The 13,737-nt window shown below is 71.3% G+C and carries 12 protein-coding genes; 7 read left to right on the top strand and 5 right to left on the bottom strand.

The genetic code is table 11. From position 1 onward, the window contains the following. The first annotated feature begins 482 nt into the window (after window positions 1-482). The 5 genes from ACQP0N_RS32645 (at window position 483) to ACQP0N_RS32625 (ending at window position 6,594) form a co-directional block, all read left to right on the top strand. Window positions 483-3,572, top strand: a complete 3,090-nt coding sequence (locus tag ACQP0N_RS32645) for an AfsR/SARP family transcriptional regulator (RefSeq protein WP_433116499.1) — start codon at window positions 483-485, stop codon at window positions 3,570-3,572. A gap of 265 nt (window positions 3,573-3,837) precedes the next feature. After that, complete coding sequence (gene moaC / locus ACQP0N_RS32640) at window positions 3,838-4,329, top strand: cyclic pyranopterin monophosphate synthase MoaC (RefSeq protein ID WP_433116497.1); 492 nt, start codon at window positions 3,838-3,840, stop codon at window positions 4,327-4,329. Then, window positions 4,326-4,796, top strand: a complete 471-nt coding sequence (locus ACQP0N_RS32635) for a MogA/MoaB family molybdenum cofactor biosynthesis protein (protein WP_433116496.1) — start codon at window positions 4,326-4,328, stop codon at window positions 4,794-4,796. The genes moaC and ACQP0N_RS32635 overlap by 4 nt, the downstream gene beginning before the upstream one ends. 116 nt (window positions 4,797-4,912) lie before the next feature. Continuing rightward, entirely contained in the window at window positions 4,913-6,169 is a 1,257-nt protein-coding gene (locus tag ACQP0N_RS32630; RefSeq protein WP_433116494.1) for a molybdopterin molybdotransferase MoeA, read from the top strand. Continuing rightward, the gene (locus ACQP0N_RS32625; RefSeq protein WP_433116492.1) at window positions 6,166-6,594 is read left to right on the top strand and encodes a molybdenum cofactor biosynthesis protein MoaE; all 429 of its coding nucleotides are present in this window, start codon (window positions 6,166-6,168) and stop codon (window positions 6,592-6,594) included. The genes ACQP0N_RS32630 and ACQP0N_RS32625 overlap by 4 nt, the downstream gene beginning before the upstream one ends. A gap of 56 nt (window positions 6,595-6,650) precedes the next feature. Here ACQP0N_RS32625 and ACQP0N_RS32620 read toward each other — a convergent pair whose 3' ends face one another. Further along, window positions 6,651-8,096: a glycosyltransferase 87 family protein gene (locus ACQP0N_RS32620; RefSeq protein WP_433116490.1), complete on the bottom strand. Its 1,446-nt coding sequence runs from the start codon at window positions 8,094-8,096 to the stop codon at window positions 6,651-6,653. A 215-nt stretch (window positions 8,097-8,311) separates the two neighbouring features. Next, window positions 8,312-8,857: a DoxX family protein gene (locus tag ACQP0N_RS32615; RefSeq protein ID WP_433116488.1), complete on the bottom strand. Its 546-nt coding sequence runs from the start codon at window positions 8,855-8,857 to the stop codon at window positions 8,312-8,314. A gap of 134 nt (window positions 8,858-8,991) precedes the next feature. Here ACQP0N_RS32615 and ACQP0N_RS32610 point away from each other — a divergent pair, with 134 nt between their 5' ends. Further along, window positions 8,992-9,540 carry a GNAT family N-acetyltransferase gene (locus ACQP0N_RS32610; RefSeq protein ID WP_433116486.1) on the top strand — a complete coding sequence of 183 codons (549 nt, stop codon included), beginning with the start codon at window positions 8,992-8,994 and terminating at the stop codon, window positions 9,538-9,540. 42 nt (window positions 9,541-9,582) lie between these two features. Here ACQP0N_RS32610 and ACQP0N_RS32605 read toward each other — a convergent pair whose 3' ends face one another. The 3 genes from ACQP0N_RS32605 to ACQP0N_RS32595 all read right to left on the bottom strand — a co-directional run bounded on the left by ACQP0N_RS32605 (window position 9,583) and on the right by ACQP0N_RS32595 (window position 12,201). Then, window positions 9,583-10,821: an AAA family ATPase gene (locus ACQP0N_RS32605; RefSeq protein WP_433116484.1), complete on the bottom strand. Its 1,239-nt coding sequence runs from the start codon at window positions 10,819-10,821 to the stop codon at window positions 9,583-9,585. Window positions 10,822-10,954: 133 nt separating this feature from the next. Beyond that, window positions 10,955-11,365 (bottom strand): LppU/SCO3897 family protein, encoded by a 411-nt coding sequence (locus ACQP0N_RS32600; RefSeq protein WP_433121905.1) that lies wholly within the window; start codon window positions 11,363-11,365, stop codon window positions 10,955-10,957. Window positions 11,366-11,763: 398 nt separating this feature from the next. Further along, window positions 11,764-12,201: an LppU/SCO3897 family protein gene (locus tag ACQP0N_RS32595; protein ID WP_433121904.1), complete on the bottom strand. Its 438-nt coding sequence runs from the start codon at window positions 12,199-12,201 to the stop codon at window positions 11,764-11,766. Window positions 12,202-12,732: 531 nt separating this feature from the next. On the opposite strand from ACQP0N_RS32595, the gene ACQP0N_RS32590 reads away from it, so the two are divergent. Further along, window positions 12,733-13,737 (top strand): EamA family transporter, encoded by a 1,005-nt coding sequence (locus ACQP0N_RS32590; protein WP_433116482.1) that lies wholly within the window; start codon window positions 12,733-12,735, stop codon window positions 13,735-13,737.

Raw genomic sequence — 13,737 nt, 5'->3', positions numbered from 1 at the left:
CCGCTCAGTGTCACCCGGATGTCAGTACCAGTCGCTGCCGCGCATTGCATGCCCCCTCCACTCGTCCGGCCGTTTCCGTATTCCGGAACCGTTCTCGTGACGGGGAGCCTAAGAGGAGCTACGCGGTTTTAGTAGCAATAAATGTCGGTATACGCAACATTAGCCAAGCTAGCGAGCTTTGTGACGGTCTGTCCATGCCGCCTGAGCGGAGCGCGGTCGTACTGCACTGGCGGTTCGCAGCTTGCGCCCTGCTGAGAGGCTATCGGCCTTGCCACCTCCTCCCTAGTCTGGCGACGGTGTGCGGACGGCCTATCCGTCAGTTCGGGTTCAGGCTCAATCCGGTCGGGCAGAATCTGGTCTTTCTTGCCTGGTCGGTGTGGGTTTGGGGGGTCTGGTCGAGGGGCTGTTCCGAATTGTGGACGCCGATAGCCTTTCCCAGTGTGATCAGCTAAACACCGATGGATGTGAATTCGGGGGAACGGTTGAAGATCAACCTGCTCGGTGACGTGGGGGTGCTGCTTGCTGACCACAAGTTGCACCTGGGCACACCGAAACAACGGGTAGTCTTCGCGATGCTCGCTGTTCAACCGGGCCAGTTGGTGACGCTGACCGATCTCATAGACGAGCTGTGGGTGGAGCGCCCTCCGCGATCCGCCGTAGCGAATGTGCGGACCTACGCGGCAAATCTTCGCCGGGAGTTCGAGACGCTGGCGCTCGCGGACGCGACTCTCGTACGGCAGGGGAGCGGCTATCGACTCACCGTGCGACCGAATGTGATCGATGTCTTCCGCTTCCAGAAGGAGCTCTACGCGGGCCGGAACGCTCTGGGCGCCGGCGACCTGGCGCGGGCGTCAGAACTACTGGGCCGTGCGTTGGCCCGGTGGCAGGGCTCCATGCTCGCCGGCCTACCGCTCGGCCCCGTCCTGACGGCTCGAACCGTAGCGGTCGAGGAGGAGCGGCTACTGGCGGTGGAACTCCTCGCCGAGGTGCACCTGCGGTCCGGGCGGGACGATCTCGCGATTCCGTCGTTGCGGGAGGTGGCTGCTCGCCATCCGCTCCGGGAACCGACGTACCTCCTGCTCATGCGGGCCCTGCACGAACGCGGTGACAGCGCCGAGGCGCTTGTCGTGTACGACGAGATTCGTCGGCAACTGGTCACGGAGTTGGGCGTGAGCCCGGGAAACAACCTCGAAGACCTCCGCAGCCTGATCGTCGCCGAGACGCCGAAGTTGGCATCCGTCGTCGTCGCCGACCGCGAAGCCCGGGTGGGACGGCTGGTGACGTCCGCCCCGGGGGCGGCGGGACACCCGACGGCCCCGCCAAGACCCGTGGTCGCCACGGTGGATCATCTGCCCCGTTCGGTCACCGACTTCGTCGGTCGCGAGGCCGCGGTGGCACGATTACTGGCGGAGACGCGGCGTGTCGAGGACCGCGTTCCGGCCGTGCACCTCATCGACGGGATGGCCGGCAGCGGCAAGACGACCCTCGCCGTGCACCTGGCCCGTCGACTGAGCGACCGATACCCGAACGCCCGCTTGTACGTCGACCTGCGCGGGCATGGCGAGAAGGAACTGGTGGGACCGGCGTCGGCCCTGGTCGTCCTGCTTCGCCAGCTCGGAGTGCCGTCCGAGCGGATACCGGTTGACCTGGACGACAGGACGGAACTCTGGCGACGCGAGCTGGCCCTCCGCAGGTCGGTGATCATTTTGGACAATGCCGCCAGCAGCGACCAGATCCTTCCCCTCCTGCCGATCGAGCCGACCGCCGTCGTCCTGGTCACGTCACGACGACGTCTCACCCATCCTGATCTCGGAACGTCTCAGTCCCTGCCGGTCATGTCGCCCGAAGAGGGCGTCGACCTGTTGGCGCTGAGCGTGGGGCGGGAACGGATCGACGCCGAGCCGGCAGCGGCCGTCGAGGTGGTCCGGCGGTGCGGCCACCTTCCGCTGGCGATTCGCCTGGCGGGAGCCCGACTGGCTCACCGGCCCGGTTGGCGGTTGGCGGATCTCGCGGCACAGATGGCCACCGCCACGTCGGTTCTTCCTCATCTGGGCGGAGAGAACACCACCGTCACCGGTGCGTTCGCCACCTCGTACGAACCTCTTCCCGAGTCGACGAAGCGGGTCTTTCGATTTCTGGGCCTGTATCCCGGTAATCGCTTCAGCTCAACGACGGTCGCGGCGCTTACCGGACTGACGGTGGCACAAGCTCATGCCGCTCTCGACGACCTCACGGACCGACATCTCGCCCAGGACCTGAAATCCGGGCAGTACGGCTTACACGACCTGATGCGTCAGTACTCGGTCGAGCTGTGCGTTCGCCTCGATTCCCCGCAGGACCGCAGGTCGGCCATGGCCCAACTGTTCGGCTTCGCCCTGGAGGCGGCACTGCGGATCGCCGAGACCATCGAGCCGGTCGTCATCAAAAGCCAGGTAGAACATCTTGCCTTCGACCGACCCGAACTGCTCGAGACCCTCGGCGAGCCGAGCGCCGAGTGGTTGGAGGCGGAACGGGCGGAGTTGGTGACGATGGTGGTGTCAGCCCATGAGTCGGGCTTTCATCAACACGCTTGGCGACTGGCTCGCGCCCTGTGGCGATTCTGCTACATCCGCGGGTACTTCGAGGACATCGTCACGACGCACCAGCATGGGCTGGCTGCGGCCGAGGCGACGGGCGACACCGAGCCGACGGCGCTGATGCACAATTACCTTGCATCCGCTTACGTCAAGACCGGCGACAATCGGAGGGCGCTCGAACATCTGACCCGCGCGGTCGAGCTTTCCAAGGAATCGCGGGACAGGCTGGGTACGGCTCGCTACCAGGCCAATCTTGCCCCCGTCTATTACTGGAGCGGTCATCTCAGCGAAGCTGTGGCGCTCGGTAAGGAACGTCTGCGTGACTACCGGGGCTACGGCAATGTCGGGGCACCGATGGCGTTACCGAATGTCGGTCTCGCCCTGATGTCACTGGGGCGTTACGACGAGGCGCTGTGGATGCATCGCCGTCATCTGGCCTGGGCCCGGACGACTTCGAGCGAGTTCCACGTGCTCAACGCCCTCAGCCATATCGGGGCGGTACGCGCGCGTAAGGGGGACCTCCCCCAGGCGATCAGGATCCTCAGGGCTTCGCTGGCGCTTCGCGACCGTACCGGCCACCGCTACGGAGAAGCGGAGGTACGCCTGGACCTCGGTGTCGCCTATCGCGGCCTGGGTCGTTTGGCGGAGGCGCAACACGAGCACGAGCTGGCCCGCAGCCTGGCGGTCGGTTCGAGCGAACGGCACGTCGAGGCGGCGGCGTTGAACGAGCTGGGCAGCACGTTGCGGGCACGTGGGCGGGACCGCGAGGCAGCCGAGACGCACCGTGAGGCCCTGCGGTTGGCGACCCGGATCGCCCACCCGCACGAGCAGGGACGGGCGCTGGCCGGGCTGGGCGAACATTTCGCCAGCATCGATCCGGCCGAGGCTCGGCGGCACTGGGAACGGGCGCTCGCCATCTTCCGCCGGATGGGTGTGCCGGAACGCCTCGACGTGGAGCGTCGCCTCGCCGGGCTGGACGACGAGAAAGATCGCTGACCTGCCCACACGTCGCTTATCGATTTCTTATCGCCGGGCTCGGTAGCTTCTCCCGCGTATCGACGAACGGGGGAGGTTCTGCCCCTGGGCAGAACCAGGTCGTCGAGACACGCCCGTCACCGGGTCACCCCCCAGCGACTCCGGTGGCGGGTGGGGCCAGGAAGGGGTGATGGTCCAGTGGAGGCGTCGTCGCACCCGGCGAGCCGCTGTGCCGTCGCCCCTTCCGAGCGCCCGCGCGTCGTACCGCCCCGATAGGCTCAGCGCCGTGACCGAACCCGCGCAGCTCAGCCACGTCGACCGTGCCGGCGCGGCCCGCATGGTCGATGTCTCCGGTAAGGCGGTGACCGGTCGGCTGGCCGTCGCGGCCGGCCGTCTGCGCACCACCGAAGAGGTCGTCGACCTGCTACACCGGGACGGGTTGCCCAAGGGCGACGCGCTGGCGGTGGGCCGGCTCGCCGGAATCATGGGGGCCAAACGCACCCCGGACCTGATCCCGCTCTGCCACCCGATCGCCCTGCACGGCGTCACCGTCGACCTGCGCCTGACGACCGACACCGTGGAGATCACCGCCACCGCCCGCACGGCGGACCGGACGGGAGTCGAGATGGAGGCGCTCACCGCCGTCGCGGTCGCCGGCCTCGCGCTCGTCGACATGGTCAAGGCGGTCGACCCGGCGGCCTCGGTGGAGGCCGTCCGGGTGCTGCGCAAGGAGGGCGGCAAGACCGGCGAGTGGGTGCGGCCGGAGGACCGGCCGTGATCCGGGCCCGGGTGATCGTGGCGTCCAACCGGGCGGCGGCCGGCGTCTACGCCGACACCAGTGGTCCGCTGCTCGTCGCGGGCCTGCGTGAGTTGGGCTGTCAGGTGGACGATCCGGTGGTGGTGCCCGACGGCGAGCCCGTCGGCGACGCTCTGCGGGCGGCCGTCAGCGACGGTGTCGACGTGGTGTTGACCAGCGGCGGCACCGGCGTCACGCCGTCCGACCGGACACCGGACGTGACCCGGGCCCTGCTGGACTACGAGATCCCCGGAATCGCCGAGGCGATCCGGTCGCACAGTCGGGAGCGGGTACCCACCTCGGTGCTGTCCCGGGGGCTGGCCGGGGTGGTCGGCCGGATGCTGGTGGTCAACCTGCCCGGTTCGACGGGCGGCGCCCGCGACGGCCTCGCCGTGCTGGGGCCGATCCTCGGCCACACCGTCGACCAACTGCGCGGCGGCGACCACTGACCGCACGCGCGGAATCAGACCAGCCAGCCACGCCGCAGCGATCACCGACCGGCCCGCAGCCCCTCTCGCGTCGCCAGAGCGCGCCGGCTGTCCGTCGGTCCCGATAGGCTCGGTCGGTGCGAACGGAAACCACACCAACGGCGGCCCAGGTCGCCGCGCCCCCGCCGGCCGGGTGGGAGGAGGCGCGGTCCCGGGTGTACGCGGTAGGCCTGGCCGCCGCACTGCCCGCCGTCACCCGGCCGCTGGTCGACACCGACGGGCTGACCCTGGCCGAGCCCCTGACCACCCGCACCGACCTGCCCGCGTTCCCGACCTCCAGCGTGGACGGCTGGGCCGTCCGGGGCGACGGGCCGTGGCGGATCGTCGGGCGGGTACTGGCCGGCAACACTCCCGGGCCGCTCACCGACGACGGCACGACCGTCGAGATCGCGACCGGAGCGATGGTCCCGGAGGGCGCCAGCGCCGTGCTGCGCGTCGAGGAGTCCACCGTCGCCGACGGCCTGGTCAGCGGAACGCCCCGGCGCTCGCCGGAGTGGCGGCAGCCGGGCGAGGAGGCGTACGCCGATGAGGAGCTCCTGCCCGTCGGCACGCCGGTCGACCCGGCGGTGATCGGCCTGGCCGCCTCCTGCGGCCACGACACGCTGCGGGTCCGGCGCGCGCCGCGCGCCGCGCTGCTGGTCTTCGGCGACGAGTTGCTGACGGCGGGCCCGCCCGCGGCGGGTCGGGTGCGGGACGCGTTGGGCCCAGCGGTGCCGGCGTGGCTGCGGCGGTACGGGTGCCACGTCCGCCCCTCGGACGTGGTGGGGCCGGTGGCGGACACGCTGCCCGCGCACGTGGCGGCGCTGCGTACGGCGCTGACCACCGCCGACCTGGTCTGCACCACCGGCGGCACGATGCACGGTCCGGTCGACCACCTGCACCCCACCCTGGAGGCGCTCGGCGCCGACTACGTGGTCAACACGGTGGCGGTCCGGCCGGGCTTCCCGATGTTGTTGGCCCGGCTGGCCGATCCGGACGGGCGGGTCCGGTTCGTCGCCGGTCTGCCGGGCAATCCGCAGTCCGCCATCGTCGCGCTGGTATCACTGGTCGCGCCGCTGCTCGCCGGCCTCGCGGGTCGCTCGATGCCGGTGTTGCCGCACGCCACGTTGGCCGAGGCGGTGCCCGGGCGCGGTGACCACACCCACCTGGCGCTGGTTCGGCTGGACCGGACCGCCGGCACGGCGTACCCGGTGCGGCACGTCGGTTCGGCGATGCTGCGCGGCCTCGCGGGCGCCGACGGGTTCGCCGTCATCCGGCCGGGCACCAGCGGCGCGCAGGGTGACCGGGTGCCGATCGTGCCGCTGCCGCTGCTGTCCGGGGAGCGGGCATCATGAGCGCGCCGGCGATCACCCTCGTCGAGGTCACCGACCGGCCCCTGGACCTCGCCGCCCACGAGGCGGCGGTCGCCGACCGTCGGGCCGGCGCGGTCGTCTCCTTCCAGGGCGTCGTCCGCGACCACGACCACGGGCGTGCGGTGGTGAGCCTGGACTACGAGGGGCACCCGAGCGCCGCGCAGGTGCTGCGCGAGGTGGCCGCCGAGATCGCGGCCGACCCCGACGTCTACGTGGTGGCGGTCTCGCACCGGGTCGGCCCGTTGGCCATCGGTGACGTGGCGCTGGTCGCTGCGGTGAGCACGGCGCACCGCGCCGCCGCCTTCACCGCGTGTGCCCGACTGGTCGACGAGGCCAAGGCCCGCCTGCCCATCTGGAAGCGACAGGTCTTCGCCGACGGCACCGAGGAGTGGGTCAACTGCCCCTGACCGGGCCATCGCCCTGGGCCGGCCCGCGGCGGGCCCAGACGACGGCCAGGCAAGTTCTAGCGGCGGCCGTTCACCACCACTGCCCGCGCGAGTCGTTCGCCGTAGAAGGCCGGCTCAGCGCCGGGCCGCCAGGGCAGGGCCGCGACCAGCACGATCAGGGCGAGAGCCAGCGAGTTCTCCATCAGCGCCCCGAACAGGCCGTCCTGGTAGTGCGACACCTCCGGCAACTGGTGCTCGTACGGCCAGATGGGGGAGATGAGGAACAGCAGGTAGAGCCCGACAGCGGCGACGCCGTGCCGGAGCCCGGTCAGCGTGGGATACCAGATCGGTGGGCGAAGGGCGTTCAGGCCGTTCAGGCCACCGAACGCCGTCCCCTGGCCGGTGCGCTGCGAGGGGCCCCGGCTGGCCTCGCGGCGGCGTACGGCGGCGTCGGCCAGCACGATGATCGCCGGGATCACCCAGACGAGGTGGTGCGTCCAGGAGATCGGACTGATCACGTTGGCGGTCAGTCCGACAAGCGTGAACGCGGTCAGCTCGTCGCCCTCGACGCGTGAACTGGCCGCCCGGGACAGGCCCAGCGCCAGGATCAGCACCGAGAAGGCGAACCAGAGCAGTCCGGGCGTCTCGATCGAGTCGTACAGGCGGGCCAGCAGGCCGGCGAGCGACTGGTTCGGCGTCATGTCGGCCGCGCCGACGCGCTCGGTCTGCCAGAGCACGCTGCCGAAGTAGGTGCGCGATTCGTCGCCGACGATCGCGAACGTACCGATGGTCACGCCGATCGCCGTGCCGATCGCGGTGGCCGCCACCCGCCACTGCCGGGTGATCAGCAGGTAGGCGATGAACAGCGCCGGGGTGAGCTTGACGGCGGTGGCCAGGCCGATGCCAGCGCCCGCCCAGGCGCCACCGTAGACAAAGCGCAGCAGCGGACCGTCGGTCGCGGCGTAGTGGGTGCCCCGGCGGGAGCGCCAGCGCAGCCCGATCAGGTCCGCCATGATCAGGGCGAAGAGCAGGAGGTTGACCTGGCCGTATCCCAGTGTCTCGCGGCTGGGCTCGATGGCGACGGCGAGCGGGACGGCCAGGGCCACGGTGAACCACAGTGGCCACGCCAACCGGTCCACGATGGGGCGCAGCAGCCCGGCCAGCACCAGGGCCAGCGCGGCGATGCTGGCGAGGGCGTTGACCATCCCGGCCGCGCCGATCGGCAACTGTGCCATCGGCAACATGACGAGTCCGGCGAACGGCGGGTAGGTGAAACCGAGCGTGGTGCCGGGCGCGATGAACTCGTAGAGCTCGTGACCGCTCGCCCACCACACCACCGCGCCATGGTAGATCTTCATATCGAAGAAGTTGTACGGTCGCCCGAACTCGCCGATGGCGAGCCATGCGGCGTAGGCGACGGCGACCACGACGGCGCCCCGTACGACACTCCTGCGATCGATCCCCCGGGTCATGCGCTGAACTGGGGCGAGGCGGTCCGCCCGTCTACCGACAGTCGTCGGCATGGCGTGGCCACCCCCGTACCAAGGTCGTCCTACCCGTCCAGGTCCTGCACGGAGCCTAGAACGGCGCCTCACGTCAATGCCTCCCGCGTTATGCGACCGTGTCCGATCCCACACATGTTTTTGACATTTCCACCGCGTTAACGCCTACCGGGTGGTTCAGGTAATTCGCGGCCTTAGCGGGGGGTGGGGAAGCGAACGAGAGGCATCGAGGCAGGTCAGCCTGGGAGTCGACGCGCGGTGGCCGCCGACCGGACGGCGATCCGTGCCTCGCGGCGGGCGGTGCGCACCGCGCGCTGCATGGAGCGTCGAGAGTGGCCGATGCGGTGACCCGTACGCCAGCGCACGCCGGGCTTGCCCTCGGTGTCGACGGCCGCGAGGAGGAGACCGCCGAGGAGCCCGAGGTTCTTGAGGGTGTGGATCTGGTTGTTGTTCTTGGCGATCGGGTCGTCGTTCTTCCAGAACGGATGCCCGGCGATGGTCACGGGCACCAGGGTGCCGGCGAGGACCAGCGCGGCGGGCCGGCTGAACCGCCCGGTGGCCAACATGAGCCCCGCCCCGACCTGCGTCGCCGCGTTGAGCCGGATCAACGACTCGGTGTCGGTGGGGATCTTCGGGTGCGCCTTCTGCAGCAACGGCGCGACCTTGTCGGTCACCGGCTTGGCGGTCTCCGCCAGTCGGTGCGGGTTGCGGAGGTTGCGGTATCCCTGGATCACGAAGATGCCGCTCAGCATGGCGCGGGCGAGGGAGCGTACGGGCGTCATGGATCAGTCATACCCCCTCGCGGCGTTTGCTACCCGGTCAACCGGCGGATCCGGATCGGTCCGCGGGCGCGCGCGCCACGCCGAATCGAGCGACCATCGCTGATGGACGGGGCGTGACGGGTAACGTCGCGCGGGTGACGACGCTTCGGCTCCGCCCCGAGGACCCGGCCGACGCCGGCCCGGTGCGTCGGGTGCTGGCCTCGGCGTTCGCCCGCCCGGACGTGCAGACGCCTCCGGAGGTGGGACTGGTCGACGACCTGCGCGGCACCGACGCCTGGCTGCCCGAGCTGGCCATGGTCGCCGAGTACGGCGGTGAGATCGTCGGATACGCGCTGCTCACCCGGGTGCGGGTGCGGCCCGAACGCGGTGCCGTGGTGCCGGCCCTGGCACTCGGGCCGGTGGCCGTGGCGCCGCACCGACAGCGGGTCGGACACGGCAGCGCGGTGGTGCAGGCCGCCCTGGACGCCGCCACCGAACTGGGTGAGCGGGTGGTCGTGGTGCTCGGTGACCCGGCCTTCTACCGCCGCTTCGGCTTCGGACCGGCCACCGATCTGGGTCTCAGCAGCCCGTGGGCCGGCCTCGGTGAGCCGTGGCAGGCGCTGGTGCTGCCGCCGTCCACCAGCGAGGAGGGCCCGCCGCCGCGCGGTGAGGTCGTCTTCCCCGCGCCCTGGTCCCAGGTCTGACGCCCCGGCCCGCCACCGCGCCGGGCCGATCCGGTCGTGAGGTCAGGCCGGCTGGGTGCGCAGGTAGCGGCCGAAGTGTGGAACGGTGAAGGCCACCGTGCCCCGCTCGCCCGAGTAGATGAGCCCCTTCTTGATCAGTGCGTCCCGGGCCGGGGAGAGGCTGGCCGGCTTCCGGCCGAGGGCACGGGCGATCTCGGCGGTGGGCACGGCGGCGTCCATGTCGTCGCGTACCGTCCCGCTGGCTTCGCCCTCCACCAGAGACAGCGTGGCCATCGCCCGCATGTACTCACGCTCGGCCGGGGTGGCCCGCTCGAACCGGGAGCCGAAGAACCCGACCGCCAGTTCGGCCTCGGCTTCGGGCGCGGCGACCCGGACGTCCGCCGCGGTGATCGGCGACCGTGGCGCATGGTCCCAGGTCGCCTTCCCGTACGCCTGGACGAAGTACGGGTAGCCGCCGGACTTCTCGTAGAGCAGGTCGAGCGCCTTCTGCTCGTACTCCACCTCCTCGCGCTCGGCCGGGGCGCAGAGCGCCTGGTCGGCGGCGATCCGGTCGAGCCGGTCGATGCGCTGGTAGCGGAAGAGCCGCTCGGAGTACGACTTGGCGGCGCTGAGCACGGCCGGTAGGTGTGGCAGCCCGGCGCCGACGACGATCAGCGGGGCGCCGATCTGGGACAGCTCGTGGCAGGCGGCGCAGAGCGCGGAGACGTCCTCCGGCCCGACGTCCTGCATCTCGTCGATGAAGAGCGCGATGCCGGTGCCGACGTCGCTGGCCACGTCGGCGGCGTCGCTGAACAGCTCGACCAGGTCAATCTCGATGTCGCCGGAGTCGGCCCGGCCACTGGCGGCGGGTACGTCGATGCCGGGCTGCCACCGGTCGCGCAGCTTGGGCGTGGCCCCGCGGCCTGCCGGCGCGGACCGCTGGGCGAACGCCTTGAGCACCCCGAGGAAGGCGTCGATCCGGTCGGGGGCGCGGTGGCGTGGGGCGAGTTCGCGGACCGCCATGTGCAGCGCGGCGGCGACCGGGCGGCGCAGGGACTGGTCCGGACGAGCCTCGATCTTGCCGGTGCCCCAGAGTCGGTTGATCGCCTGTGACCGCAGGGTGTTGAGCAGGACGGTCTTGCCGACGCCGCGCAGCCCGGTGAGCATGAGGCTGCGCTCGGGCCGGCCGCGGGCGATGCGTTCCAGCACGATGTCGAACACGTCCAGCTCGCGCCCCCGCCCGGCGAGTTCGGGTGGGCGCTGACCGGCGCCGGGGGCGTACGGGTTGCGGACCGGATCCACGCATCGCACAATATCGGGCCCTCTAGCTGGGAAGCTAGATATGGATAGATGAGGCTACGGCGTGTCGAGGCCGTCGAGACAAAACTAGGGCTGTCTAGCGTGGACGCTAGACAGCCCTAGTTTCGGGAATCGTCTACTGCTTCTTCAGGCAGAGCACGTAGTCGAACAGGTCGATCGAGTTGTCGTGCACGTAGTTCGCGGTCGCCTGCGGGGCGAGCGTCTCGCACCGGTCCCCGTCGGTGGTCGCCGGGATCCGCAGCAGCACCTGGTAGGTGTTCGGGCCGCACGGCACCTTGCGCAGTTCCGCGTCGTCCTCGGAGCCGTCGTTGACCACGCAGTCGCCCTTGGCGAATTCCTCCTCCTCGTCCGGCGACGGCGCGACCGAGCTCGGCGCATCGCTGGGCAGGCCGGGAGGGAAGACCGGCGCGCTCGCCGACGGCCGGGGCGTGACGTCGCTGTCGGAGTCGGCGATCCGCCAGGCCGCCCAGCCGACGAGACCGAGGCAGGGGCAGAGCAGAAGCAGCACGACCAGCCCCACGATCAGGGCGACCTTGCGCCCGTTGCGACCGGCGGGGGCGGCGGGCGGCATCGGGTACGCGCCGGGCGGCGGCGGGCCCAGCGGCGCTCCCGGCTGACCGGGTGCGGGCGGGAACGGCCCCGGCGGCGCATTCCACTGCCCCGGCTGCTGCGGTGGAGCGTTCCACTGCGTCGGCTGCCCCGGTGGAGCGTTCCACTCCGTCGGCTGCTGCGGTGGAGCGTTCCACTGCGTCGGCTGCTCCGGGGGAGCCCACTGCGAGGGCTCAGGTGGTGGCCCCCACTGCGGGAGCGTCGGATCGACCGGTGGCGGGCCGCCGGGGCCGGTCGGCGGACGCTGGTACGGGTCGTCCGGCTGCCCGGAACCCGGTGGTCCGTAGGTCGTCATGTCATCCCCAGGGTGGGTGGTCAGCGCTGCTTGAGGCAGAGCACGAAGTCGAGAGTGTCCAGCTCGCTGTCGAAGAAGTACCAGTTCGTGTAACCCTCGACCTTGGCGCACTTGGCCTCGGCGTCGCGTTCACCGCTGGTCGCGCCGTCGACTCGGCGCAGCACCTCGTACGACTTCGGCGCGCAGCCGCTGATCAGCAGCTTGGGCTTGCCGCCCGCCACGCCGTCGTTGCGTACACACTGCCCGACCTTGACGAACCGCGGATCGGCCGACGACTCCGGCGCCGCGGCGCTCGGCGCCGGCTCCTCCGGATCGGTCACCCCGGCGGTGGGCTCCGCCGCGGCGGCCGAGCCGCTTGGCGCGGCCGTGGTCGGTGCCGGATCGTCCGATCCCCGCAGGAACCAGTACGCCCCGCCGGCCACCACCAGCAGCACGACGACGGCCAGCACCGCGATCAGCGGTCCCCGTCCCCGCCTCGGCGGCTCGGGTGCCGGGTCGTCGTCTGGTCGGTAGGACCCTGGGCCGTAGGCCGGGTTGCCGTCGACGGCCGGGTACGCGCCGCCGTAGGGCTCCGAGGCCCCGCCGCCGTACGGCGTCCCCTGCCCACCCCCGTACTGACCGCCCCCGTACTGACCGCCCCCGTACTGACCGCCTCCGTACTGGCCACCCCCGTATTGCCCGCCCCCGTACTGGCCGCCCTCATGGGGCGCCGCCGGCGCGCCGCCGTACGGGCCGTCGCCGTAGGGGCCGGGCCGCTGCGACGCCACCGGGTAGGGCTGGACCGTTGGCGGATAGGGCTCTGCGGCCGGCGGATAGGGCTGCTGCGGCGGCCGGTTGGGCGTCTCGTCGGGGCGTTGCCCACGCCAAGGGCGTCCGTAGCCCTCACCCGGTGGTCCGTAGTTCGTCATGCCGCCCTCCTGCACAAGTGGTGAGAGGCCGGCCACCAAAGCGCGACGCCGACTCCGAGGTCACCGTAGCGTGGTCCACCGATGAGCTCATCTCCACCGAGCGCCGCCGCCGCATCCGGCCGCCGCGCCGACGCCGCGCCAAGCCTCGTCTGGACCGCGTTGATCGTGGTCTACCTGCTGTGGGGCTCCACCTATCTGGCCATCCGGATCACGGTGGAGACGCTGCCGCCGCTGCTGTCCGCCACGATGCGGTTCGCGGTGGCCGGTCTGGTGCTGGCGGTGGTGCTGCGGTTGCGCCGAGGGCCGGGCGCGCTCCGCGTGCGGCCCCGACAGCTCGGCTCGGCCGCGCTGGTCGGTGTGCTCCTGCTCGCCGGCGGCAACGGCCTGGTGGTGCTCGCCGAGTCCGGGCCGCCCGGGGTGGCGCTGCCCTCCGGTGTCGCCGCCCTGCTGGTGGCGACCGTGCCGCTGCTCGTGGTGCTGCTGCGGTCGGTCACCGGCGACCGACCGCCGCTCTGGACGTTCGCCGGGGTCACCGTGGGCTTCGTCGGCCTGGTGCTGCTGGTGCTGCCGGCCGGTACCTCGGATGCGGTGCCACTGGTCGGTGCGCTGACGGTGGTGGCGGGAGCCGCCGCCTGGTCGTTCGGGTCGTTCCTGTCGGGACGGATCGGAATGCCCGCCGACCCGTTCGTGGCGACCGTGTACGAGATGGCGGCCGGAGCGCTGGCCCTGGCCGTGGTCGCCGCCGGCCGGGGTGAACTGAGTGACTTCCACCCGTCGGCCGTCAGCGCCCGGTCCTGGTTGGCGCTGGGCTACCTCATGGTGGCCGGATCGTTGGTGGCCTTCACGGCGTACGTCTGGCTGCTGCAGAGCGCGCCGATCTCGTTGGTGTCGACGTACGCGTACGTGAACCCGGCGGTCGCGGTGGCGCTCGGCGCGTTGCTCGTGGCCGAGCCGATCACGCCGCAGGTGCTGCTCGGCGGGGCGGTCATCGTCGCCGGGGTGGCCCTGGTGGTGAGCACCGAACGCCCACGCCGCAAGGCAGCGGAACCACGATCGGGGGCGGCGCGGACGGGAGCCCGCCGGTAA

It is taken from the genome of Micromonospora sp. CA-246542, from assembly GCF_050942905.1.
GTDB lineage: Bacteria > Actinomycetota > Actinomycetes > Mycobacteriales > Micromonosporaceae > Micromonospora.
Note: the sequence above shows the minus strand (reverse complement) of the source record. Positions and strands in the feature narration are given on the sequence as shown.

What these genes read in the sequence shown, in the direction of transcription:
- ACQP0N_RS32625 (WP_433116492.1), top strand. Translation starts at nt 6,166, where the DNA reads ATGAGCGCGCCGGCGATCACCCTCGTCGAGGTCACCGACCGGCCCCTG.
- ACQP0N_RS32620 (WP_433116490.1), bottom strand. Translation starts at nt 8,096, where the DNA reads ATGCCGACGACTGTCGGTAGACGGGCGGACCGCCTCGCCCCAGTTCAG.
- ACQP0N_RS32615 (WP_433116488.1), bottom strand. Translation starts at nt 8,857, where the DNA reads ATGACGCCCGTACGCTCCCTCGCCCGCGCCATGCTGAGCGGCATCTTC.
- ACQP0N_RS32590 (WP_433116482.1), top strand. Translation starts at nt 12,733, where the DNA reads ATGAGCTCATCTCCACCGAGCGCCGCCGCCGCATCCGGCCGCCGCGCC.